The organism is Staphylococcus sp. HMSC072B07, from assembly GCF_001815505.1.
Taxonomy (GTDB): domain Bacteria; phylum Bacillota; class Bacilli; order Staphylococcales; family Staphylococcaceae; genus Staphylococcus; species Staphylococcus simulans.
In genome coordinates this window covers 51,925-75,600 of record NZ_KV820900.1, presented here as the reverse complement: position 1 = coordinate 75,600, position 23,676 = coordinate 51,925, and the positions used below count along the sequence as shown (strand labels likewise).

22 protein-coding genes are annotated in these 23,676 nt (G+C 37.5%); 10 read left to right on the top strand and 12 right to left on the bottom strand.

Annotated elements, in window-relative coordinates; translation table 11 throughout:
- The first annotated feature begins 104 nt into the window (after positions 1-104).
- Together fabI and HMPREF3031_RS02825 are read left to right on the top strand one after the other, a co-directional pair.
- Complete coding sequence (gene fabI, locus HMPREF3031_RS02830) at positions 105-875, top strand: enoyl-ACP reductase FabI (protein WP_002480409.1); 771 nt, start codon at positions 105-107, stop codon at positions 873-875.
- Positions 876-1,006: 131 nt separating this feature from the next.
- Positions 1,007-2,251, top strand: a complete 1,245-nt coding sequence (locus tag HMPREF3031_RS02825; RefSeq protein ID WP_070724587.1) for an MFS transporter — start codon at positions 1,007-1,009, stop codon at positions 2,249-2,251.
- A gap of 78 nt (positions 2,252-2,329) precedes the next feature.
- Here HMPREF3031_RS02825 and cozEa read toward each other — a convergent pair whose 3' ends face one another.
- Complete coding sequence (gene cozEa / locus HMPREF3031_RS02820) at positions 2,330-3,415, bottom strand: lipoteichoic acid biosynthesis protein CozEa (RefSeq protein ID WP_002480411.1); 1,086 nt, start codon at positions 3,413-3,415, stop codon at positions 2,330-2,332.
- A 193-nt stretch (positions 3,416-3,608) separates the two neighbouring features.
- Positions 3,609-5,252 (bottom strand): alanine/glycine:cation symporter family protein, encoded by a 1,644-nt coding sequence (locus tag HMPREF3031_RS02815; RefSeq protein ID WP_002480412.1) that lies wholly within the window; start codon positions 5,250-5,252, stop codon positions 3,609-3,611.
- Positions 5,253-5,558: 306 nt separating this feature from the next.
- On the opposite strand from HMPREF3031_RS02815, the gene HMPREF3031_RS02810 reads away from it, so the two are divergent.
- Complete coding sequence (locus HMPREF3031_RS02810; RefSeq protein ID WP_002480413.1) at positions 5,559-6,293, top strand: esterase family protein; 735 nt, start codon at positions 5,559-5,561, stop codon at positions 6,291-6,293.
- A 97-nt stretch (positions 6,294-6,390) separates the two neighbouring features.
- Entirely contained in the window at positions 6,391-6,900 is a 510-nt protein-coding gene (locus tag HMPREF3031_RS02805; protein WP_002480414.1) for a YjcG family protein, read from the top strand.
- A gap of 195 nt (positions 6,901-7,095) precedes the next feature.
- On the opposite strand, the gene ltaA is transcribed toward HMPREF3031_RS02805, so the two are convergent.
- Both ltaA and HMPREF3031_RS02795 read right to left on the bottom strand, forming a co-directional pair.
- Positions 7,096-8,298 (bottom strand): lipoteichoic acid biosynthesis MFS flippase LtaA, encoded by a 1,203-nt coding sequence (gene ltaA / locus HMPREF3031_RS02800; RefSeq protein WP_002480415.1) that lies wholly within the window; start codon positions 8,296-8,298, stop codon positions 7,096-7,098.
- On the bottom strand, positions 8,276-9,451 hold the full coding sequence (locus HMPREF3031_RS02795; RefSeq protein ID WP_002480416.1) for a diglucosyl diacylglycerol synthase: 1,176 nt from the start codon (positions 9,449-9,451) through the stop codon (positions 8,276-8,278). The genes ltaA and HMPREF3031_RS02795 overlap by 23 nt, the downstream gene beginning before the upstream one ends.
- Positions 9,452-9,836: 385 nt before the next feature.
- Between HMPREF3031_RS02795 and HMPREF3031_RS02790 the strand changes: the two genes are divergently transcribed.
- From HMPREF3031_RS02790 to HMPREF3031_RS02765, 6 genes are all read left to right on the top strand, one after another.
- Positions 9,837-11,321, top strand: coding sequence for a UDP-N-acetylmuramoyl-L-alanyl-D-glutamate--L-lysine ligase (locus tag HMPREF3031_RS02790; RefSeq protein ID WP_070724586.1), 1,485 nt, complete (start codon positions 9,837-9,839; stop codon positions 11,319-11,321).
- Positions 11,302-11,559, top strand: coding sequence for a YueH family protein (locus HMPREF3031_RS02785; protein ID WP_023015819.1), 258 nt, complete (start codon positions 11,302-11,304; stop codon positions 11,557-11,559). Before HMPREF3031_RS02790 ends, HMPREF3031_RS02785 begins: the two co-directional genes overlap by 20 nt.
- Positions 11,556-13,118 (top strand): peptide chain release factor 3, encoded by a 1,563-nt coding sequence (locus HMPREF3031_RS02780; RefSeq protein ID WP_002480419.1) that lies wholly within the window; start codon positions 11,556-11,558, stop codon positions 13,116-13,118. The genes HMPREF3031_RS02785 and HMPREF3031_RS02780 overlap by 4 nt, the downstream gene beginning before the upstream one ends.
- A gap of 266 nt (positions 13,119-13,384) precedes the next feature.
- Positions 13,385-14,200 carry a TerC family protein gene (locus HMPREF3031_RS02775; RefSeq protein WP_002480420.1) on the top strand — a complete coding sequence of 272 codons (816 nt, stop codon included), beginning with the start codon at positions 13,385-13,387 and terminating at the stop codon, positions 14,198-14,200.
- Between the two features lie 185 nt (positions 14,201-14,385).
- The gene (locus HMPREF3031_RS02770; RefSeq protein WP_002480421.1) at positions 14,386-16,077 is read left to right on the top strand and encodes a S1C family serine protease; all 1,692 of its coding nucleotides are present in this window, start codon (positions 14,386-14,388) and stop codon (positions 16,075-16,077) included.
- A gap of 17 nt (positions 16,078-16,094) precedes the next feature.
- Complete coding sequence (locus tag HMPREF3031_RS02765; RefSeq protein WP_002480422.1) at positions 16,095-17,453, top strand: TrkH family potassium uptake protein; 1,359 nt, start codon at positions 16,095-16,097, stop codon at positions 17,451-17,453.
- 135 nt (positions 17,454-17,588) lie between these two features.
- On the opposite strand, the gene hisIE is transcribed toward HMPREF3031_RS02765, so the two are convergent.
- From hisIE to hisG, 8 genes are read right to left on the bottom strand one after another with little or no spacing between them, the layout of a single operon-like run.
- Positions 17,589-18,218, bottom strand: a complete 630-nt coding sequence (gene hisIE / locus HMPREF3031_RS02760; protein ID WP_002480423.1) for a bifunctional phosphoribosyl-AMP cyclohydrolase/phosphoribosyl-ATP diphosphatase HisIE — start codon at positions 18,216-18,218, stop codon at positions 17,589-17,591.
- Positions 18,209-18,973: an imidazole glycerol phosphate synthase subunit HisF gene (gene hisF, locus HMPREF3031_RS02755; protein ID WP_002480424.1), complete on the bottom strand. Its 765-nt coding sequence runs from the start codon at positions 18,971-18,973 to the stop codon at positions 18,209-18,211. The genes hisIE and hisF overlap by 10 nt, the downstream gene beginning before the upstream one ends.
- Positions 18,970-19,674 carry a 1-(5-phosphoribosyl)-5-((5-phosphoribosylamino)methylideneamino)imidazole-4-carboxamide isomerase gene (gene hisA, locus HMPREF3031_RS02750; RefSeq protein WP_002480425.1) on the bottom strand — a complete coding sequence of 235 codons (705 nt, stop codon included), beginning with the start codon at positions 19,672-19,674 and terminating at the stop codon, positions 18,970-18,972. Before hisA ends, hisF begins: the two co-directional genes overlap by 4 nt.
- Positions 19,667-20,248, bottom strand: a complete 582-nt coding sequence (gene hisH, locus HMPREF3031_RS02745; RefSeq protein WP_002480426.1) for an imidazole glycerol phosphate synthase subunit HisH — start codon at positions 20,246-20,248, stop codon at positions 19,667-19,669. Before hisH ends, hisA begins: the two co-directional genes overlap by 8 nt.
- Positions 20,245-20,826, bottom strand: a complete 582-nt coding sequence (hisB, locus tag HMPREF3031_RS02740) for an imidazoleglycerol-phosphate dehydratase HisB (RefSeq protein WP_002480427.1) — start codon at positions 20,824-20,826, stop codon at positions 20,245-20,247. Before hisB ends, hisH begins: the two co-directional genes overlap by 4 nt.
- Positions 20,813-21,808, bottom strand: a complete 996-nt coding sequence (locus HMPREF3031_RS02735) for a pyridoxal phosphate-dependent aminotransferase (RefSeq protein ID WP_002480428.1) — start codon at positions 21,806-21,808, stop codon at positions 20,813-20,815. Before HMPREF3031_RS02735 ends, hisB begins: the two co-directional genes overlap by 14 nt.
- Complete coding sequence (gene hisD, locus HMPREF3031_RS02730) at positions 21,809-23,062, bottom strand: histidinol dehydrogenase (RefSeq protein ID WP_023015828.1); 1,254 nt, start codon at positions 23,060-23,062, stop codon at positions 21,809-21,811.
- Positions 23,055-23,669 carry an ATP phosphoribosyltransferase gene (gene hisG / locus HMPREF3031_RS02725; RefSeq protein ID WP_002480430.1) on the bottom strand — a complete coding sequence of 205 codons (615 nt, stop codon included), beginning with the start codon at positions 23,667-23,669 and terminating at the stop codon, positions 23,055-23,057. The genes hisD and hisG overlap by 8 nt, the downstream gene beginning before the upstream one ends.
- Positions 23,670-23,676 lie beyond the last annotated feature (7 nt).

Here is a 23,676-nt window from a genome sequence, read left to right as displayed (position 1 = left end):
ATGCATACCATAGATAATGGTTGAAACAAGTCTATTAGAACAAAAAATGTTATAATACTAATAATCAAAATTTGAATCATTAATTGAGTAAAAGGAGCGTTTTCATGTTTAGTTTAGAAGGAAAAACATACGTTATTATGGGAATTGCGAATAAACGCAGTATTGCTTTTGGGGTAGCCCAAGCTTTAGATGAATTAGGAGCAAAACTAGTCTTTACATACCGTAAAGAACGTAGTAAGAAAGAATTAGATAAACTTGTTGATCAATTAAATCAAAAAGAACATCTTACGTACCAAATTGATGTTCAAAGTGATGACGAAGTAATCGATGGATTCAAAAAAATCGGTGAAGATGTAGGCCAAATTGATGGTGTCTTCCATTCTATCGCATTTGCGAATGTTGAAGACTTACGCGGTCGTTTCTCAGAAACTTCAAGAGAAGGTTTCTTACTTGCACAAGACATCAGTTCTTATTCATTAACAATCGTTTCAAGAGAAGCGAAAAAATTAATGCCTGAAGGCGGCAGCATTGTTACTACAACTTACTTAGGCGGAGAATACGCAGTACCTAACTACAACGTAATGGGTGTTGCGAAAGCCAGCTTAGAAGCAAACGTGCGTTATTTAGCATTAGACTTAGGTCAAGACAATATCCGTGTTAATGCTGTTTCTGCAGGTCCAATTCGTACATTAAGTGCGAAAGGTGTTGGCGGCTTTAACACAATCTTAAAAGAAGTTGAAGAACGTGCACCATTAAAACGTAATGTTGATAAAGAAGAAGTCGGCAAAACAGCTGCTTTCTTATTAAGTGATTTATCAAGCGGTGTAACAGGCGAAAACATCCATGTTGACGCTGGTTTCCACGTAATTAAATAATCATACTCAGCATAGCCCGCTATGATAGTCCAAGACTAAAATAGTGGGCTATTTTTTTAATTCGGCTATTCAATTCTTTAAATGAAGTGTATGATAGTTACGGGAATAAAATCAAAAGTGGGTGGACAAGGATGACAGAAAAGATTCATCAACAAGATAAGTCGTATTCAAATAAAATTCTAGCTTCTTCAATGCTTGGATTCGGGCTAGAGAATATGGACATTATGTTTTTAGCCTTTGCGCTATCAAGTATTATTAATGAGTTCCATATCAGTTCTGCAGAAGCCGGTTTAATTGCTTCGATTACGAACTTCGGTATGTTGTTCGGAGGTATTATTTTTGGCGTGCTTGCAGACAAGTATGGTCGTATTCGTATCTTTACATACACGATATTTATTTTTGCGATAGCAACCGCATTACTTTCAGTCTCTTCTAATATTTATATGGTCTATATTTTAAGATTCATTGCCGGTATGGGCGGCGGTGGAGAATTCGGTATCGGGATGGCGTTAGTGGCTGAAGTGTTTAAGAAACAACGTCTAGGCCGTGTTTCTTCAGTAGTCGCAATCGGAGGTCAAATCGGCGCATTGATTGCTGCGCTGTTAGCTGCCGGAATTTTACCGCATCTCGGTTGGCGCGCGCTCTTTTTAATCGGTGTGGTACCTGTGATTTTAGCATTCTACATTCGTCGTAATTTAGATGAAACAGAATCATGGAAACAAGCAAAAGCAAATCGTACGTTAGAAAAGAAAAATCAATCGCCAATCGGTTTATTATTTAACACGAAACATATGGCACATACGACAATCGCATTAACGATTATGTCGAGTGTACAAGTTGCTGGGTATTTTGGTCTAATGAACTGGTTACCGTCTATTCTTCAAAAACAACATGGCTTAAGTGTTTCTAACTCATCACTTTGGACCATCAGTACGATTGTTGGTATGAGTTTAGGTATGTTTGCGTTCGGACAAATATTAGATCGCTTCGGTGCCAAACTTTCTTATACGATTTTCCTTATCGCATCAGCTGCATCTGTCTTTATTTATGTCTTTGCGCAAAGTGCAGTCGCATTACTGATCGGTGGGGCCTTTGTCGGCTTCTTCGTTAACGGTATGTTCGCAGGCTATGGAGCAGTCATCAGTAGTTACTATCCAACACATATTCGTAGTACAGCGAATAATGTCGTCTTCAATATTGGACGTGCATTAGGTGGCTTATCACCGATTGCGATAGGGTATTTAATGGATCATTATGGCATGAGTACAACAATGATTTTCCTTGCCTGTCTTTATATGATTTCACTTGTGATGATGTTATCGCTTAGAAATATGCCATTGAAAGGCAGAAAAGAGATGCGCGCGAATCAAGCATAATCTAAAAGTAAATAAGTCTTATCAATGTAAAAAGCGTTCAACTTCATTTTAGAGAGTTGAACGCTTTTATAATACTCGTTAATCTTTAACTTCACTTTGTGCTTTCCGCATAATATCTTGACGGTAAACAAAGATATTACGGACGACTGTTTTAATCACTGCGTATAATGGAACCGCAACTAAAATTAAAACAAATCCGCCTAGGTTACCAGCCGCTAAGATAACAATGATAATCGTAAGCGGATGAATGTTAAGTGATTTACCCATAACATTCGGTGTAATGACATTACCTTCTAATTGTTGGGCAACGAGTGTTACCACACAAACCCAAATAAATGCCGTCGGACTTTGAATAATTCCGATGATTGCGGCAGGTAAGAAGGACATCCACGGTCCTAAGAATGGAATCATGTTTGCGACACCAGCGAATAACACAAGTAAAAGTGTATATTCTAAACCGATAATTGTATAACCAATGTAAAGAATAATTCCTAAAATTACACTCACTGTGACTTGGCCTTGAATGTATGATTGTAATGTATAGTTCACATCTTTTAATAAGTTAGTTACAAATACTTTGCGGTCACCATTGAATAATTTAGCCACTGAAGGTATGAACTTCTCGTGGTCTTTCAACATGTAAATTAAGAAGAATGGCACCATAATCAGTAAGAATAGTGTAGAGATAATTTGAGAGACAATCGCAATCGAATTAGATAGGATATTTGTCACATTATCTCCGAATGATTTGACAACTTTATTAATGCGATCTGTTACATCATTAGGAAGTTTATCCATTTGGTCTAGTGTATATTGTATGATTCCTTGAACTTCTTTTTGAAGTTGCGGTGCTTGTTTAATCAACCCGTTAATTTGGTTAGCGATGAGTGGCGCAACGACTGTAATTGCAGTTGCAGTTAAGCCGATTAAAATTACAAAGATAATCGAAATACTGCCCCAACGCGGAACTTTGCGTTTTTCTAAAAACTTTTGAAGCGGTAAAAAGACATAAAATAAAAAACCGCTTAAGATAAATGGTAAAATGACTGATTGAATAATGATAATCAGCGGTTTAAAGATAACATGTACTTCCATAATCAATCTGATTAATAGAAATAATATCAATAACATGATTCCCGTTCGGAACCACACCTTATTTAGCATTGATGATGTCCTCCTAAAGAAATAGACTTATAAACCATTATAGACTAAATTAAGTTATTGAAAAAGTCATATTTCTGTAGAAATGTAGATTATTTCCTGAGAAAATTTATGATTATTTCTATGAAATACAAAAGAGGAAACGGTATACGCTTCCTCTTTTTAATCTATTTCAATTGTTTATGTCTATCTCATTTTAAACTTCTTCCAAGTTATTTTGTGGAGGGAGCTTTTTATTTTTAGCACCTTTTTCTTTGGCAACTGCTTCATCTTCATTGAAATGTGCATCCTTTAAACGTTTCGGATAGTCTTCAAGCCAGAATGTCGCAGTTGGCAATTTGTTCGGATCTGGTTTGTAAATCGCGAAGTTACCAGAACCTTTTTGTTTCATTTGGAACTCGTAATCTTTTAAAGCGTCAACCGCAGGACGATGGAGTATCCAAATCGCAATAATATTAAGCCATGCCATCATACCTACACCTAAGTCACCCATACTCCAAGCAACATCAGCTGTTTTAATTGAACCATAGAAAGCTGCGAAAATTAACGCAAAACGTGCAACTGTGAACCAAATTTTTGTCGTAAAGACTGAACTGTTTCTTGTCATATACGCAATATTTGTCTCTGCGATGTAGTAATATGCGAGTATTGTTGTGAAAGCGAAGAAGAATAATGCAATCGCAATAAAGTATGAACCGATACCAGAGAAAGCAGGATCAAAGTGATAGCTGCCGCCTTGTAAGGCTTTATCGATACCTGCTTGTGCGTACATTGCTGTACCTGAGTAATCTTTCGTACCGTCAGCATTTTGAACATAGATACCATTATCTTTGATTAATTCCGGAATACCACCTGGCTTTAAATCGCCGTTTGTTGTATTATATGTGCCTGAAATTAAGATGATTAATGCTGTTGCTGTACATACGAATAATGTATCGACATATACTGAGAATGATTGAACTAAACCTTGTTTGGCTGGGTGAGAGACTTCAGCCGCAGAAGCGGCGTGTGGTCCTGTCCCTTGTCCAGCTTCGTTTGAATACAAACCACGTTTTACACCGATTTCAATCATGGCACCGAAGATACCACCAAACGCTGCTTGCATACCGAATGCTGATTTAAAGATTAATCCAAATAAAGCAGGTACGGCTTGGATATTGATGATAATAATAAAGACTGCCATTAAAATATAAAGAATAGCCATGAATGGTACGACTGCTGTCGCAACATTAGCGATCCATTTAACACCGCCGAAAATAATCAGACCTAAAATGACCGCAATTGTAACTGCGACAATCCAGTTTGGAATTTGGAACGCGTTGTTCATTGAACTTGCGATTGCGTTAGATTGTACTCCTGGTAATAATAAGCCTACTGAGATAACCGTTACAATCGCAAAGACTAAACCGTAAATTTTACCTAAACGTCCTTTAATCCCATATTCAATGTAGTAGGCGGGACCGCCTCGATATTCACCTTTTTCTTCACGTTTGAAGATTTGACCTAATGTTGATTCGATAAATGCACTGCTGGCACCTAAAAATGCGGTTACCCACATCCAAAAGACTGCACCCGGACCCCCAATAAAGATAGCTGTAGAAACGCCGACGATATTCCCCGTACCGACACGTCCAGCTAAAGAGAGTGCAATCGCTTGGAAACTTGAGATTCCAGTCGGTGATTTTTCACCGTGGAACATTAAACGAATCATCTCTTTAAAATGCCTGACTTGAAAGAATTTCATCATCAAAGAAAATAAAATCCCCGTAATCAATAGACCATAAACAAGCGGTTTACTCCACACGATTTCATTAAACCAAGCTACAAAACTTTCTAGCATAATGATTTCCCCCTTAATAAAGCGAAAAAGAAAACGCTTACATTTTACCCCTAAAAAAATAAGCGCATTATGTTCCGCTACTGTATGTGTTTCGACATGCATCAGTGACATTGATTTTTTTCAATTATACTTTGAATAAAAGTTCCGTGCAACACTTTTAATGAAAATAAACATTAAACTTTACAAATAAATACTTATAGGATTAATCGGAATGGCACAATAAAGCTAGTTAATATCTAGCTTATTACCCAATGCGCATAAAAATTGTTAAACTAGAGTTAAATTTAACAATAAGGAGAGAGTATTGTGAGTGAACTAGAACCAGGTGTTGTGACTCAAACACAATTTCATAGTGATATTTTAGAACGTGATATTACGTTATCTATCTACTTACCTAAAAATTATTCACCATTATTTAAATATAAATTAGTGTTTTGTTTTGATGGTTTAGACTTCTTTCGTTTCGGACAAATTCATCGCGTCTATGAACGCTTAAGAGAAGATGAACAAGTAGAACGTGCCATTTTCATTGGTTTCCATTATGAAACCGTGGATAAGCGGAGAGAAGAATTTTCACCCAATGGCAGCCGTGCACCTTTAACTGTCAAAGCAATGGGACAAGAGTTGTTACCGTATATCGATAAAACATTTCCGACATTTAAAGTGGCGAATGGACGTGTGTTATTAGGTGATAGTTTAGCAGGCTCAATTGCGTTAATGACGGCACTTTCGTATCCTCGTTTATTTAATCAAGTCGGTATGTTCAGTCCGATGTTTAATGAAGTCGTCGATTTACTCGCAAATCGTTGTCAGTTTATTGATCAGTTAGATATATGGCAAGCGGTTGGTAAAGAAGAAATTGACTTTGCGTTGCCGACTACAGGTGAACGTGCGGATTTCTTAACACCAAATCGTGAATTAAAAGACTTGTTAGAGAAGTTTAATGTTACACATTATTATGAAGAATTTGATGGGGGACATCGTTGGAAGTACTGGAGAAAGCTAATGGAACCCTTACTTTTATACTTTTTAGCGGAGTAAACCATTCAGTAAATTCTGTAAAGTCACAGTTTTTGGTAACGATTTCATAGAATGTTTGCTATAATGGCCATATAGTTCAATCTAAGGAGGAATTCAAATGATTTTAGGGTTAGCATTAATTCCATCAAAAACATTCCGTGAAAAAATTGATGCATATCGTAAACGTTATGATGAACGCTATGCGCAAATCCCACCTCATATTACAATCAAAGATTCATTTGAGGTTGAAGATAATGATTTTGACAGCGTGAAAGAAGATATTCAATCACGTATCGAAGGCATTGCGCCACTTCACATTCATGCAACGAAAGCATCAAATTTCGCACCTGTAAATAATGTGATTTATTTTAAAGTTGAAAAAACACCTGAATTAGAAGAATTAGATAATCGCTTCAATAATGGTGATTTTTACGGCCAACCAGAACATTCATTTGTTCCGCATTTTACAATTGCTCAAGGTTTAACAAGCCAAGAATTCGAAGATATCTTTGGACAAGTTAAACTGGCTGGTATTGATTACGAAGAAACAATTAGTGAGTTGACATTATTGAAATATAATAATGAAGCTGACAAATGGGAAACAATCGACACATTCAGTTTCAAATAAGCTATGAAGTGTATGAAAGATCTCACAGCATTTCAGTGATAAAAAGTACGGGGCTGAGACATTGTGATATTGAGGGCTCGATAGTGTAGATGTTACTATCTATTTTCAATGTCTTAACCTCTTACTTTTAAATACATATACAAAAAGGCAGCCGATTCTATGTCTGAATCGGCTGCCTTTTTATGACAACTTACATTATTTTGTTGGTTGTTGTTTTTGAATACGCAGGAAATAAATCCCATAGAAAATGGCTAAGAAGACGAAGACGCCTCCTGAGAAGTAGAACGTCATATTCAAGTTATTCGTAAATTGATAAAGCATTCCACCGATAAGTGGACCAATCATAGCACCGACGCCTTGGATGCTGTTAAAGACACCCCAAGTTTCTTCTTGTTCATCTTGCTTAATGAACTTAGCCATGAACGTATTCCAAGCTGGTAATAAAAAGCCATACATTAAACCAATAAACAGTGCGACACCCCACACAAGGTAGATCTGTGTAATGAGTGAAAGACTAAATATGGCAAGTGTATATAATACAAAGCCTGTAAAAATCGCACTGAACATAAATTTATTACCATGATGATCGATGATTTTTGATAAGAATAGCATGGATATAGCGCAACCGACACCACCAATAATCAAAGCTGCCGTATATTCAACCATACTAACTTTTACCACTTTTGTTGCGTAAGTCGGTAAAATCGGTACAAGTGCACTGATTGAAGCACCTTGTAAGATAATACCTGGAAATAGGACACCATTTGAATGTGCCACACGTTTAATTTGCGCAAGTTGTTCTTTTAAACGACGTGTTTTGTAGTTAGTGAGACGGATCTTAACAAAGTAATAAAGTATCCAAGCTACTAACACAACGAGTGCCATTAAGAATGTAAAGTGTGTTGGATGCACTTTAACAATTAGCAGCATGCCAATCATACCTGCTAATAAACCAAATAGCCATGCGAAATAAACATGGCCCATTTGTTTACCACGAGATTCATCACGTACACTAGATAGCATAATGACCCAAATTGGGCTTGAAGCGACACCTAGTAAGATGGAACTCATAATTAAAATAATGGCATTATAAGGGAACCAAATCACTAAAAACAAACTGCCGAAAGCCAGTAAAAAGCCGAGTGTCAATACTGGTTTCGCACCGAATCGTTTTAATAAGAAGCCGACAACAAAGTTTGTTGCGGCATCAGAAATATAATGAATGGAAACTGCAGCTGAGGTTACACCGACAGCTACTGAAGAAACAGTAGGTAAGAACGGAAGGTAACCTAAGACAAACATGCCTCGTGCGAATTCCATAAAGAACAATATAAACAACATAATTATGAAATTACGTTTATAGTTTGCGTTGTATTTACTTGAGGAAGAGCTTTGCATATAATGGTACCTTTCCATAAATTTCTTCTGTTTGTGAAGATTCATCTAAGAGATGAAGTAAGTCTCGGCATAATTTATAGGTAGGGTATTTGACTTTTAAGTCTTGCATACGAGCAACCATTGTATCTAGTTCTTTTTCATCTTGTGTTAAATCTGTAATTAAAGCAATTGCTTCTTCTGTTGTGTCTGCCACTTTACCCATGCCTTTAGACTCAAAGTAAAGTGCATTTTCTAACTCTTGACCTGGCGCTGGATCTAAGAAAATCATCGGCACTTTACGTGCAAGCGCTTCTGATATCGTAATACCGCCAGGCTTAGTAATCATAAGGTTAGAGGCTGCTATCCATTCGTTCATATGATGTGTATAACCTAAAATCAACACATTATGATTGCCTTTAAATTGATGCTTTAAATTACGTTTTAATTCTTTATTGCGTCCGCATACCATTACAACTTGTGTCTCTGGCGTACGTTCTAAAATATCGGCAATCATTGATTCAAAGCCTTTAGATACACCAAATGCACCCGCAGACATTAAAATAGTAGGACGGTTAGGATCTAAGCGATTTTGACGCATCCAAGCGTCTTTATCAATGTCTTCTTCAAATTGTGATGAAATTGGAATACCTGTAACTTTTATAATATCTTGTGGTACGCCGATATCTTTAAATTCTTGTTTTAAGTCTTCTGTAGCGACATAGTAACGTGAAGAGTGGGGCGTTACCCAGTTTTTATGTAAGCGATAATCTGTCATTACCGTCGCAATCGGGATATTCATATTAAATTGTTCTGTTAAAACAGACATGACCGGCGTTGGGAATGTCAGTAAAATCAAATCAGGTTTTTCTTTAATCAACAAATTGATCAATTTGTTTAAACCGTAGTATTTGTAAAAACATTTATCAATGTCTTTTGGGCGGCTATAGTAAAAACGTTTGTATGAATTTCTGAAATATTTAAAACTATTGATATAATACTTTTTGCAAATGGATGTTAAGATGGGATGTGCTTCTAAAAATAAATCATGTTCAATCACAGATAAGTGTTTAAGATTCATTTCATTTAATTGATTCACAACGCTGTTCGTCACTTGCAAATGGCCGTTCCCGAAAGAACCTGTAATTATCAATATCTTCTTATTTTGAGTAACCATGAAACCAGCCACCCTCCAGTTAGTAGATTTAATGTTGTCTATGTGAAGCTAATATATAGAATATATTGCTTTGTCTACAGTGTAACGTATGTTGCAGCCAGATTAAATAATATTGACGCTAACATCACTGAATTATAACACTTATTCACAGAGTATAAAAATATTTTCATACTTTCTTAACATTTGGTTCAATGAAAAAGAGATTCGTGATTTGTAAATTGTGCTTCTCTTATATAGGAAGTATTTGAATTTAATATATAATTGACAGCGTAATCGATATATTAATAACGTAGAAAAATGTACAATAGAAAATGAACTCACGCATCTAGATTTCTAAAGAAAAAATGTATAATATAGTAGTATTGGAAAAGAAGGGGCGATCGATGTGAAAGCGAACGAATTGTTCGAAAAGATAAAATCGAAACAAGTACTTGGCAGTTTAGATAGAGAAGTAGATGATGTAACAACAGATTCTCGTACTGCAAAAGCAGGCAGTATCTTTGTTGCTTCAAAAGGCTATACAGTAGACAGCCATAAATTTTGCCAAAATGTAGTTGAACAAGGCTGCAAAGTGATTGTAGTAGAACGTGAACAACAATTAACAGGCGATGTGACACAAGTGATTGTGCCGAATACAAGACGTGTCGCAAGTTTGATTGTACATAAATTATATCAATATCCGAGCGAAAAATTGGTAACGTATGGTGTGACTGGTACGAATGGTAAAACATCTATTGCGACGATGATTCACCTAATTCATCGTAAATTAGGAAAAGGCAGTGCTTATTTAGGAACAAATGGATTCCAAATCAATGAAACAGTCACAAAAGGTGAAAATACAACACCAGAAACTGTGACATTGACGAAGAAAGTACATGAAGCAGTAGATGCGGGTGCTGAAGCCATGACATTAGAAGTATCAAGTCATGGTTTAGCTTTAGGTCGTTTAAGCGGTGTTGAATTTGATGTTGCTGTTTTTTCAAACTTAACACAAGACCATTTAGACTTTCATGGCACTATGGAAGCATATGGTCACGCGAAGTCACTCTTATTCAGCCAATTAGGTGAGGATTTAAGTAAAGAAAAATATGCAATCGTCAACCAAGATGATGCATTCTCTGAATACTTGAAAACCGTAACACCATACGAGGTATTTACGTATGGTATTCATAATAAAGCACAATTCCAAGCTGAAAATATCAAAGAATCATTAACAGGTGCTTCATTTGATTTTGTGACACCAGACGGTACATTCCACGTGGATTCACCTTATGTCGGTCAATTCAACATTTCAAATATTATGGCAGCGATGACTGCATTTTGGAGTAAAGGTACACCTATGCAAGACATCGTGGACGTAGTCAGCCAATTAGAACCGGTTGAAGGTCGTTTAGAAGTGTTAGATCGTTCACTACCAATTGATTTAATCATTGATTATGCCCATACGACAGATGGTATTGAAAAGCTGATTGATGCGGTTAAACCGTTTGTGAAACAAAAATTCATTTTACTTGTCGGTATGGCAGGAGAACGCGATTTAACGAAAACACCAGAAATGGGCAGACAAGCAAGTCGTGCAGATTATGTTATCTTTACGCCGGATAATCCAGCGAATGATGATCCGAAAATGTTAACGCATGAATTAGCTAAAGGTGCGACACATGACAATTATGTAGAGTTTACGGATCGTGCTGAAGGAATTCGTCATGCGATTGAAGTTGCAGAACCAGGCGATACTGTTGTATTAGCTTCAAAAGGACGTGAGCCTTATCAAATTATGCCAGGTCATGTTAAAGTACCACATCGTGATGATTTGATTGGTTTAGAAGCGTCTTACAAGAAATTTGGAGGTGGCCCTTCTGAAGATTAGGACACTTCAAACGATAGAAGGTGCAATCGTCTATAGTTATACAGATGAAACAATGCAGAACCAGCTCATAGCGGTTCCTGATATGAGTTGGTCTGCGTTGATAGATAAAAAGGAGTCAGCAGAAGATGTAGAAGAAGACTTAGTAATGGAACTATTTAACTTAATGGATGAAGCTGAAGCGGAAAGCTTAGCGCACGAACTGACTTTAATTCTATTTGATAAAGGAGACGAAAGATGAGTATAAAGGATGAAATTGAATCCAGAAAAACCTTTGCGATTATTTCTCACCCGGATGCCGGGAAAACCACTTTAACTGAAAAACTACTATTATTTGGCGGTGCCATTCGTGAAGCAGGGACGGTTAAAGGGAAGAAATCTGGGAAATTCGCAACAAGTGACTGGATGAAAGTGGAACAAGAACGTGGTATCTCAGTAACAAGTTCTGTGATGCAGTTCAACTATGATGATTTTAATATTAATATTTTAGATACACCGGGGCATGAAGACTTCTCGGAAGATACGTATCGTACGTTAATGGCAGTCGATAGTGCTGTGATGGTAATTGACTGTGCCAAAGGGATTGAGCCTCAAACATTAAAACTCTTCAAAGTATGTAAAATGCGTGGTATTCCTATCTTCACTTTCATCAACAAACTGGATCGTGTTGGTAAAGAACCTTTCGAGTTGTTAGATGAAATTGAAGAAACTTTGAATATTAAAACGTATCCGATGAACTGGCCTGTAGGTATGGGTCAAAACTTCTTCGGTATTATCGATCGTGAAGATCGTACGATTGAACCATTCAGAGATGAAGAACACTTATTGCATATCAATGAAGACTATGAAATTGAAGAAGAACATCCAATTACAAACGATAGTACCTTCGCACAAGCAATTGAAGAATTTATGTTGGTGGAAGAAGCGGGCGAAGAATTCGATAACGAAATGATGTTAGCAGGTGAATTAACACCCGTATTCTTCGGTTCAGCATTAGCAAACTTCGGTGTACAAAGCTTCTTAAATGCTTATGTAGACCATGCGCCGATGCCTAATGGCCGTTTAACAAAAGACGAAGAAGAAGTGAGTCCATTTGCGCCTGACTTCTCAGGATTTATCTTTAAAATCCAAGCTAACATGGATCCTAAACACCGTGACAGAATCGCATTTATGCGTATTGTCAGTGGCGCATTTGAGCGTGGTATGGACGTGAAGCTACAACGTACAAATAAAAAACAAAAAGTAACACGTTCAACATCATTTATGGCGGATGATAAAGAAACAATCAACCATGCAGTTGCGGGAGATATTATCGGTTTATATGATACAGGTAATTACCAAATCGGCGATACATTAGTCGGTGGCAACCAAAAATTCAGTTTTGAAGATCTGCCACAATTCACACCTGAACTCTTTATGAAAGTATCACCGAAAAACGTAATGAAGCAAAAACACTTCCATAAAGGTATTGAACAATTGGTACAAGAAGGTGCCATCCAATACTACAAAACATTGCATACAAACCAAATTATTTTAGGTGCTGTAGGTCAACTGCAATTCGAAGTTTTCGAACACCGTATGAATAATGAATATAATGTCGATGTGATTATGGAACCCGTTGGCCGCAAAATTGCACGTTGGGTTGAAAATGAAGAAGATATCCAAGATAAGATGAGTACAGCGCGTTCTATCTTAGTACAAGACCGCTATGAACAAAAAGTATTATTGTTTGAAAATGAATTTGCGACGCGTTGGTTTGAAGAAAAATTCCCTGAAATTAAACTTTATAGTTTATTATAGGTATCCAATGGGGTATAATTATTTTAAATAAATGAATACCTATGACAGTCATGTCAGAGGGGAGTAACTTACGAAGTTGGATTCAATTCCGCTTCAACATTCTTATCGTCATTACGAAATGCATAGACATTTCCGGTAAAATGGAGTCCGTACAAACAGCTATGGATTCAAGTGAGACCTTTGCTATTTATTTAGCATAGGTCTCTTTTATTTTGTCCACGTTTTTTAGCCAGACGATTGAATTATTTTGAAGGAGTGGTCATTGAATGGATCCGAGTTTAATTTTATCCTACGGATGGGTATTGCTCGTACTCGTATTTTTAGAAGGATTACTTGCTGCGGATAACGCAGTGGTTATGGCAGTAATGGTAAGACATTTACCGCCTGAGCAAAGAAAGAAAGCATTATTTTACGGTTTATTAGGAGCCTTTATCTTTAGATTCTTATCATTATTCCTAATCAGTTACTTAGTAAACTTCTGGTTTATCCAAGCAGCTGGTGCCGTTTATTTACTATATATGTCAGGACGGAATTTATATCAATTCTACAAATCCAAAGGTCATGGACCTGAACAACCAGAAGGTGATGATCATCACTATGATGAGCACGGAACTGAAAAGAAAGTCAGCCCGAAAGCCTTTTGGAGTACTGTTGCGAAAGTCGAATTTGCGGATATTGCCTTTGCGATTGACTCAATGCTTGCAGCAATGGCCATTGCCTTCACGTTGAAACCAGTTGGTATTCATTTCGGCGGTATGGACTTAGGTCAATTCGCAGTAATGTTCATGGGTGGTATGATCGGTGTTATCTTAATGCGTTTTGCGGCAACTTGGTTCGTAGAACTATTAAATAAATATCCTGGTCTTGAAGGTGCAGCCTTTGCGATTGTCGGATGGGTTGGTATCAAATTAGTGGTACTTGTTCTTGCACATCCACAAGTTCATTTAATTCCAGAGCATTTCCCACATTCAACATTATGGCAAATCATTTTCTGGGGTGTCATGATTGGACTTGTTATCTTTGGTTGGTTATCATCTTTACGCCACAACAAAAAGAAAGCAAAAGAACAATCAAATTCATAATACAATATGCAATGACAAACCGTTTATCTTTATTGATTCAAAAGATAGACGGTTTTCGTTTTATCTTCAGATTGAAGTAGAAGAAAAAATCCTCTAAAATTTTTAGTGAAAGCACTAAGTTTACAAGAAATTTACAATAGATTGTGTCATAATAGATAAGAAAGATTGTAGTAGAGGAGGGCGTTATGATGGCAGAAGATAATGGAAAGCGTCAACCAGATGAAAAACAAGTTATACCGAAAAGTCATTATAAACGAAAACGTCGAGAGTTTTTCCATAATGAAGAACGAGAACAACGTGTTGAACAAGAAAAAGAGCAACAAGCACAAGAAAAAGAAAAAGCAGCAATGCAAGCTAAAAACAATGAAGAACGTGTGAAAGACAACTTAAGAAAAGCACGTATTGAAAAATTGACACAAGAAGAAATTCAACATCAACAAGAAATTGCGCAAGGTAAACGTGAGCCTGAAGTAGAAAATGAACAAACAGAGACACCGAAGGCAGAAACATCATCAAAAGATGAATCCTTACATAAAGAACAGCCATCAACATCCACTGCAGGTGCGAAAAAAGAAACAGTGAAGAATGAAAAAACTGTTTCAAATGTTTCATCAGTCACAGTAGACGATGACACAAAAATTCATGAGCACGCAACATCAGAAGAACCAACAGAGACAGAATCAGAAACAAAACCGCCTCATAAAGATGGCGAACCTGCAAAACACAGTACACAAAGCAATCAGGCCAAAGCATTCTTTGAAAAACATTGGGCTAAAATCGCAATTGCGGTCGGCGTAATTATTTTATTGCTATTACTCTTTGCGATATTCCATAATCTAAGAAGTGATAATGGAAGTGCCGGTGACGTCGCAACGTTTGATGGCAGTGGCGATAAACAAGAGACAGCTATGATGAAAGCAGCAAAAAGTTCGATTCATTCAGTCGTAACAGTTGAGAACAAAACAAAAAATAAAAGCTCAATTGATAAAGAAACCGCAAATTCTGATAATGAAATTGGTTCAGGTGTCGTCTACAAAAAAGTAGACGACTCCATTTTTATATTGACGAATAGTCATGTAGTCGGCGATAAAAAAACACAACGTATTTTATACGATGACAACAAAGAAACAACAGGGAAAGTCATCGGTAAAGATAAATATTCAGATGTAGCAGTTGTGAAAGCAAACGTTGAAAAAGATAGTGATGTCAAAGCTATACGTATTGGCGATTCTAAACAGCTTCAATTAGCAGAACCTGTTATTACAGTAGGAAATCCGTTAGGAGCTGACTTTAAAGGCAGTATTTCAAATGGTGTCGTTTCAGGTTTAAATCGTAATGTACCTGTAGATATCGATAAAGACAACCACTATGATGTACTGACAAAAGCCTTTCAAATTGATGCACCTGTCAACCCTGGTAACTCAGGCGGTGCAGTAGTTGATCAAAACGGTAAATTAGTCGGTATCGTCTCTTTAAAAATTGATATGCCGGCAGTAGAAGGCATGGCCTTTGCGATTCCAGTTAATAAAGCTGTGACGCTCGCAAAACAATTAGAAGATAAAGGTAAAATTGATTATCCGAATACAGGTGTTGCTTTATCGAATGTCGCTGATTTATCAGATCAAGAACGTGATCAATTCAAAGTTCCTAAAGATTTACAACAAGGTACTGTAGTCAGAGAAGTAAATCAAAACTCACCAGGTGAAAAAGCAGGTTTAAAAACAGGGGATATTATTGTAGAATTAGATGGTAAAAAAATTGAAGATAATTTAAGATATAGACAGATTGTCTTTGAACACCAAGCAGATTTGAAACCATTATCTGCAAAAATATATCGAAATGGTAAACTAAAAAGTATAACGATTAAATTGAAGTAGTGTTGAGGTGAAAACAGTTGTCCATTTTTAACCAGTTATTTAAAAGATCCAGTCCTCAACAAGGTATTGTCTTATTCTATTTGATTGCGATTATCGCAGCATTTTTGATGTTAAATTTACCTGGCGTGCATAAGCCTGGTGTGCACGTGGATCCCATTGATACATTATTTGTGGCTGTATCAGGGATCAGTGTGACTGGATTGACACCTGTGACGATTGCCGATACATATTCGACTTTCGGACAAATTGTCATTATGATTATTTTAAATATCGGCGGTGTCGGCGTCATGGCATTAGGTACGGTGTTATGGCTCATTTTAGGTAAACATATCGGCTTACGTGAACGTCAGATGATTATGTTGGATAATAACCGCCATACGATGAGTGGTGCGGTTCAATTGATTATTGAAATTGTCAGAGCCGTCTTATTGATTGAACTTGTCGGTGCGCTATTACTAGCCTTTTATTTCTATAGAGATACCGCAGATATCCAATATGCGTTAATGCAGGGCTTCTTCGTTTCAGTTGCCTCTACAACTAACGCAGGACTCGATATTACAGGGAATTCATTGATTCCTTATGCGAATGATTATTTCGTACAAGCGATTGTGATGTTCTTGATTACACTGGGTTCTATCGGGTTCCCGGTACTATTAGAAATTAAAGCGTATATCAGTAATAGAAATCCGAACTTCCGCTTCTCATTATTTGCGAAAATCACAACGATTACGTATTTCGCATTATTCTTATTCGGAACAGTGATGATTTTAATCTTAGAGATGGGCAACACGTTGAAAGACGTCAGTTGGCATAAAGCACTCTTTTATGCCATGTTCCAATCGACTACAACCAGAAGTGCCGGATTACAGACAGTAGACATCTCACAATTTACAGATGCGACCAACTCATTGATGGGGACATTGATGTTTATCGGATCTTCACCAAGTTCAGTAGGTGGGGGCATTCGAACAACGACATTTGCGATTCTGATTCTCTTTATTTTAAATTTCCGTACGGATTCAGAACGTATTACCATCAAAGTCTTTAATAGAGAAATCTTGCCGTCAGATATCCAAAAGACCTTTATGGTGTTTAGTGTTGCAACAATCTTATCACTAACATCAATTGTGATTATTCAAGCAGTAGAAGGCAGTAAAATGTCTATTCTACAAGTCTTCTTTGAAGTCATGTCTGCATTCGGAACCTGTGGGTTATCGCTAGGTCTCTCGAGTGATGGTACAGATATCACCAAAGTGGTCTTGATGGTCTTGATGTTTATCGGGCGGGTTGGATTAATCTCCTTCATCTTAATGATTGGCGGCAGAAAAGAGCCTGTCTTGTATCACTATCCAAAAGAAAAAGTACAAATTGGTTAAAAAGTAACCTAGTAGAAATTTAAATCACTTTCAACATCATTAAACATAGAAATAACTACAATAAATAAAGCATGCGTTTGAAGCTCTGGATTGAGCTCAAACGCATGCTTTTTATATGCTTATTTAAAACAATTTTTACCAGTCTTGAACAGATTTACGTTCACCTTTGAAATTACCGCTTTTTTGATGTCTGCTTTGTAGAACTTGTTTCACATCATCTACAGTTACACCACAAGCGTGGAGTAACACAAAGAGGTGATATAAGACGTCAGCTGTCTCATTAGCTAATTCTTCTTGATCGTTCTTCATAGCAGCAATCACAACTTCAAATGCTTCTTCACCGAATTTCTTCGTGATTTTCTCAATACCTTCATTCAATAAGTAATGAGTATATGATTTGTCATCATCGCTGTTTGCGCGTGATTGCACAATGTCTTCTAAACTATCGATAAAGAAAGGTGTTTCTGTATTGAAACAACTCGTTGAACCTGTATGACAAGTTGGACCATCTGGATTGACGAAGACTAATATTGTATCTTGATCACAATCTAATTTAAGATCAACGACATGTTGGTAGTTGTGAGAAGACTCGCCTTTTTTCCATAGGCGTTCTTTGCTTCGAGAATAAAACCAACACACTTTATCTTCTAAAGTCTTTTGATACGCTTCTTCATTCATATATCCCAGCATTAACACTTGTTTAGTTTGATAGTGTTGTAAGATTGCGGGTACTAATCCTTTTGAAAAGTCTGGTGTTATTGCCATCTGACTTCAACTCCTTCTTCTTTTAGAAATGCTTTCACAGCGCCGACGGTTGTTTCTTTATCATGGAAAATGCTGGCAGCGAGGCCGGCTGAAACATCAGTTTCCTTAAATAAATCCGCAAAGTGTTGCGCATTGCCGCCACCGCCTGAAGCGATAATCGGAATAGATACACGGTCATTGATTAATGATAATAAGCGGTGATCAAATCCTTGTTTGACACCATCGTAATCCATACTAGTCACAAGCAATTCACCAGCACCTAATGCTTCGACTTCTTGAACCCAGTCTAAAGTGCGTTTATCTGTGCGTTGCTTACCGCCATGTGTATAACAGAACCAATCTTGTTTATCTTCTTCCCATTTCGCATCAATTGCGACGCAAATACATTGCGTACCGAATTTCTGACTTGCCTCCGCAATTAATTCTGGATTTCTTAATGCGCTAGAGTTTAATGAAACTTTATCTGCACCATGTTTTAACAAGATAGAGATATCTTCAACAGAATTGATACCGCCGCCGATGGTTAATGGGATAAACAGTTTTGAAGCAGTCTCTTCGATAATATCTAACATCATTTGATGACCACTTTCAGTACGTGAAATATCTAAGAAAACAAGTTCGTCTGCTAGTTCTTGGTTATAGTACGCTGCCATTTCCACAGGGTCGCCGATATCACGCAATCCTTTAAACTTCACACCTTTGACGACACGACCGTCTTTGACATCAAGACAAGGGATGATACGCTTTTTTATCATTCTAATCCCTCCCAAAAGGCTTCAGTATTCGCAGCTTTGCCGACGATGGCCGCATGTACACCATCCGCTTCTAAACGCTTCAAATCATCAGAACTGCGGATTCCGCCAGATGCGACGACGGGTAGGGCAGTCGCTTGCGCAAGTTGTTTCGTTAATTCGAAGTTCGGTCCTTCTAATTTACCGTCTTTCGAAATATCTGTATAAATCAAGCCACCAAGCGGTAAGTGTTCAATGGTCTTAACGAATTCAAATAAGTTCAATCCTGTTTCTTCTAACCATCCGTTAACTTTGATTTCGTCAACATAAGCGTCTACAGATAGGTAAATACGATTTGGAAACTGTTCAGCAGCTGTTTTAAGCCATGCGGTATCTTGAATACCTTTCGTTCCGACAATTACATAAGCGACACCTTTATTGAAATAATCTTCAATCGTTTCAGTAGAACGGATACCGCCGCCAACTTCAATCGGCAAATCTGTTAAACCAACAAGTTGTTCAATATAATCCGCTTCAACAGGTTGTTTAGTTTTCGCAGCGATTAAATCGATAACATGGATACGTTTCACACATTTATAACGACTATAGAATTGAACGGCTTCTTCTGCAGTTCTCGCCATCGCTTCTTTCGTTTCATAGTCACCTTCAGTTAAACGCACACTTTGTGAATCGATTAAATCAATTGCTGGCCATACTTCAATCATGAATAAAACCGCCTTTCAATGCTTGGTCTAAAATAGCTAATCCGAAATCACCGCTTTTTTCTGGATGAAATTGGATACCGATTTTATTATCTTTTTGGACAATGGCGGTAATCGGCAGACCATATTCCGCTGTCGCAATAATCGGTGCAGGTGTTTGAACGTAATAAGAGTGAATAAAGTAAACGTCTTTATCTAAAAGAGGGTGTTTACTTTCTAAATTATTCCAACCTAAGTGCGGTACAGGGTATGGTGTATCAATCGGCACGACACGACCAGGAATCATACCTAAACCCTCTACATCGCCTTCATCACTGTGTTCAAACATCAGCTGCATACCTAAACAAATGCCGATCATCGGTTTCTTGTCTTGAAGCTCAATCAGTAACTTATCTAGGCCGGAAGCTTTGAGTGCTGTCATCGCATCTTTAAAATGACCGACACCTGGTAAGATAATATGCGAGCTTTCTTTAATTGTGTCAAAATCGCTTGTCAGTTGTGCATCGTAGCCTAAGTGATTGACCGCGCGTTCAACATTTTTGATATTTCCGACACCATAGTCTACAATCGCGATCATTCAATCACTCCTTTAGAGGAAGGCACACCTTGTGTATCGCTTTCTGAAAGTGCGATTTTTAAACTGCGCGCAAAGGCTTTAAAAATCGCTTCAATTTCATGATGCGTATTACCGCCGCGGATTAAATCAATGTGTGTTGTCAAACGGGCATTAATCACAAGCGCTCTAAAGAATTCTTCGACAAGTTCTGTATCGAACGTACCGACTTTCTCTTTAGAGAATTCGGCATTAAATGATAAGAAAGGACGTCCACTGATATCTGTAACGACACGTGCTAACGTTTCATCCATTGGAATATAGAAAGTACCGTATCGTGTGAAAGATGTTTTTTCACGAACAGCTTCTAATAATAATTGACCTAACACAATTCCGATATCTTCTGTTGTGTGATGATCATCAACATAGGTATCACCCTCAACTTTTAACTGAAGGGCAATACCGCTATGGAAGCTGAACAAAGTCAACATATGGTCTAAGAAGCCAACCCCTGTTGAAATCGATGTTTCTGATTGATTGGTAAAATCTAGCGTTGCTTCTATAGAGGTCTCTTTAGTTGCGCGTGTTTTATGATAAGTCATTTTGTTCACTCCATTCCTTGATGATTTGTGAGAGTTGATCGAGTTCTTGATCTGTCGCAATAGAATAACGGACAGCTTCATTTAATTCAGGTTCATCATAAATACGTGGTTTAAAACCATGTTCCATCACGTATTCACCTAAACTGCGTGCTTTTGGTCCATATGTGAAGACAAAGTTTGCTTTAGATGGAATCACTTTTAAATCATTGCTGTGATACGGTTTGAAAATATCATTGAGTTTACGACATAAGTAACGTTGTTCTGCGATCAGATTCATAACGCGTTTAGTATCTTTAAATAATGTTTCCGCTAGTGTTAAAGATAAAGTGCTCATCGGATATGGGTGTGCGAAACGATTTAATAATTGAATCGTTTTTGGTGTTGAAATCACGACACCGATACGTAAGCCAGCTAACGCGAAGGCTTTACTTAATGTTTTCATGACGATGATATGATCTTCTAACGCTACTTCAATCGGTTCGCCAAATTCAATATAAGCTTCATCAATGACAAAGTAACCGCCAAGTGCTTTCATTTTGTCGCTGATAGCTTTCAAAAAATTGAAAGGATATTGTTCGCCTGTTGGGTTATGTGGCACGCTCATGATAAAGAACGCAGGTTGAACGTCATCAATACGGTTTAAAATCGTTTCGAGTGAGAAGCGGAAATCTTGGTCGCATGAGACATATTCAATGTCACGCTCAGTTTGGCGCGCAAATTCGGTATACATAACAAAATCTGGGCTTAACGTAAGTACTGGGCCTTCTGGCAGAGCTAACATACATTTTTGAATCCATTCATCAGATCCGTTCGCAGCTAAAACTTGATTGGTATTTAAATTATAAAAATCCGCGTATGCTTTAAGAAAATCATTATATTGTGTTTCTGGGTAGACGCGAAAATCTGTATGATTAATGACTTCTGCAATTTCTGATTTAGAAAGTGCAGGAATCGGGCTTTCGTTTTTATCAATATAAATCAATTATGATTCCTCCTGTTCTACTCTGACTTTAACTGAGGCTTCATGTTGGTATAAGCCTTCTTCATGGGCGATTGTCATAGCGCCTTCTGCAAGGTTGTTGAAGGCATGTTGGTCATAACGGATTACAGAGTGACTTGTGAGGAAGTCATTGACTGTTAAACCGTTTGTGAAGCGGGATGTTTGGTTAGTAGGCAAGACGTGGCTTGGCCCTGCATTATAATCGCCTAAAGCTTCAGGTGCATAAGAACCTAAGAACATTGCGCCAGCATATTTGATTTTGTTGATGTAATAGTCAGGTTCTTTTGTTTGAATTGATAAATGTTCAGGTGCGACATAGTTTGCGATTTCTATATTATCTTCGATACTTTCAGTCAAAATAGGGTAGTGGAAGTCTCGTACACTTGGTTCGATAATCGCTTTTCTTGGGGCATTGTTGATAGCCTCTGGTAATAACGCTTCTACTTCTTCTAATAAAGATTGACTTGTAGATAATAAGAAAGTACGTGCACGCTCATCGTGTTCAGCTTGTGCTAAGATATCTTGAACAATAAATTCAGGACGAGATGTTTCATCTGCGATAATCATAATCTCACTTGGTCCAGCGATTTGATCAATACCGACATAGCCATAAAGTAATTGTTTCGCTAACGCAACAAACTGATTACCTGGTCCGACGATCTTATCAACTTTAGGTACAGTTTCCGTACCAAAGGCTAACGCCGCAATACTTTGTGCACCGCCGACTTGGAAAATACGATCGACACCCGCAATTTTACAAGCTGCTAGAATACTTGGTTTAATGCCTTCAGCTTGTGGAGGTGTCACTGCGATAATTTCTTTGACCCCTGCAACTTTAGCAAGTGTCGCAGTCATTAAAACAGTCGAAGGATAAGCGGCTTTACCGCCTGGAACATAAATACCGACACTTTCAAGCGGGTTATAAATTTCACTTGTGTATTCGCCGATAACATCTTCATGTTTGATACGTTCTTGGAATGCTTTGATATTTTCAAAGCTTTGTGTCAAAGCTTCACGTAATTCTGGTGAGATTTGAGTCAAGCTGGCTTCAATATCCGCTTGCGGTACTTCTAATTGTGAAAGTTCGACACCGTCAAATTGTTTATTATAGTCAAATAAGGCTTTGTCTTGATTCTTTTTGACGTTTTGAATGATTGTGTTGACTTGGTCGATTAATGATTGTTCGATATCTGAAACGTTTTGGAAACGCGCATAAAATTCAGTTTTATTAAGCATGTATAGAAACCCCCAGTTGTGTAATGAATTGATTAATAGCGTCTGATTTACTGAAGAAAGCATGTTTATTGGTAATTAATTTCGCATTTACATTACCAATTTGTTCACGTTCTTCTAATCCGTTAGATTTAAGTGTTGTCCCTGTTTGGACGATATCCACGATAGCATCAACCATATTGACGACAGCTGCGAGTTCCACTGATCCAGATAAAGGAATGATGCTGACATCTTGACCGAGTTGATTGAAATATTGGCGTGTAGTATTAACGTAAGTCGTCGCAACACGATTGATATCTGTCACACCAGGTTTGGCTGCTACAGAAAAGTGGCATTGACCGAATGGTAAATCGATATAGTTATTCACATTATGATTTGGCTTTTCACTTAAGATATCACTGCCGGTAATGCCTAAATCTGCGATACCTTCTTCAACATAAGTAGGGACATCTGTTCCTTTAACTAAAATGAATTTAATATCTTTTACGGTAATCTGCAGCTTACGTTCACGTTGATGTAAAGCTTCTGCCCATATAGGATTGTTGTTGCGTTCTAAAAATGCGATGAAGTCTTTGAGTAATCTCCCTTTGCTGAGGGCAATCGTTAACATAATTTGT

Excerpts from the sequence above, each read along its gene's own strand:
- fabI (WP_002480409.1), top strand. The coding sequence starts at position 105 with ATGTTTAGTTTAGAAGGAAAAACATACGTTATTATGGGAATTGCGAAT.
- HMPREF3031_RS02825 (WP_070724587.1), top strand. The coding sequence starts at position 1,007 with ATGACAGAAAAGATTCATCAACAAGATAAGTCGTATTCAAATAAAATT.
- cozEa (WP_002480411.1), bottom strand. The coding sequence starts at position 3,415 with ATGCTAAATAAGGTGTGGTTCCGAACGGGAATCATGTTATTGATATTA.
- HMPREF3031_RS02815 (WP_002480412.1), bottom strand. The coding sequence starts at position 5,252 with ATGCTAGAAAGTTTTGTAGCTTGGTTTAATGAAATCGTGTGGAGTAAA.
- HMPREF3031_RS02805 (WP_002480414.1), top strand. The coding sequence starts at position 6,391 with ATGATTTTAGGGTTAGCATTAATTCCATCAAAAACATTCCGTGAAAAA.
- ltaA (WP_002480415.1), bottom strand. The coding sequence starts at position 8,298 with ATGCAAAGCTCTTCCTCAAGTAAATACAACGCAAACTATAAACGTAAT.
- HMPREF3031_RS02795 (WP_002480416.1), bottom strand. The coding sequence starts at position 9,451 with ATGGTTACTCAAAATAAGAAGATATTGATAATTACAGGTTCTTTCGGG.
- HMPREF3031_RS02780 (WP_002480419.1), top strand. The coding sequence starts at position 11,556 with ATGAGTATAAAGGATGAAATTGAATCCAGAAAAACCTTTGCGATTATT.
- HMPREF3031_RS02775 (WP_002480420.1), top strand. The coding sequence starts at position 13,385 with ATGGATCCGAGTTTAATTTTATCCTACGGATGGGTATTGCTCGTACTC.
- HMPREF3031_RS02770 (WP_002480421.1), top strand. The coding sequence starts at position 14,386 with ATGATGGCAGAAGATAATGGAAAGCGTCAACCAGATGAAAAACAAGTT.
- hisIE (WP_002480423.1), bottom strand. The coding sequence starts at position 18,218 with ATGGCAATAACACCAGACTTTTCAAAAGGATTAGTACCCGCAATCTTA.
- hisF (WP_002480424.1), bottom strand. The coding sequence starts at position 18,973 with ATGATAAAAAAGCGTATCATCCCTTGTCTTGATGTCAAAGACGGTCGT.
- hisA (WP_002480425.1), bottom strand. The coding sequence starts at position 19,674 with ATGATTGAAGTATGGCCAGCAATTGATTTAATCGATTCACAAAGTGTG.
- hisH (WP_002480426.1), bottom strand. The coding sequence starts at position 20,248 with ATGATCGCGATTGTAGACTATGGTGTCGGAAATATCAAAAATGTTGAA.
- hisB (WP_002480427.1), bottom strand. The coding sequence starts at position 20,826 with ATGACTTATCATAAAACACGCGCAACTAAAGAGACCTCTATAGAAGCA.
- hisD (WP_023015828.1), bottom strand. The coding sequence starts at position 23,062 with ATGCTTAATAAAACTGAATTTTATGCGCGTTTCCAAAACGTTTCAGAT.
- hisG (WP_002480430.1), bottom strand. The coding sequence starts at position 23,669 with ATGTTAACGATTGCCCTCAGCAAAGGGAGATTACTCAAAGACTTCATC.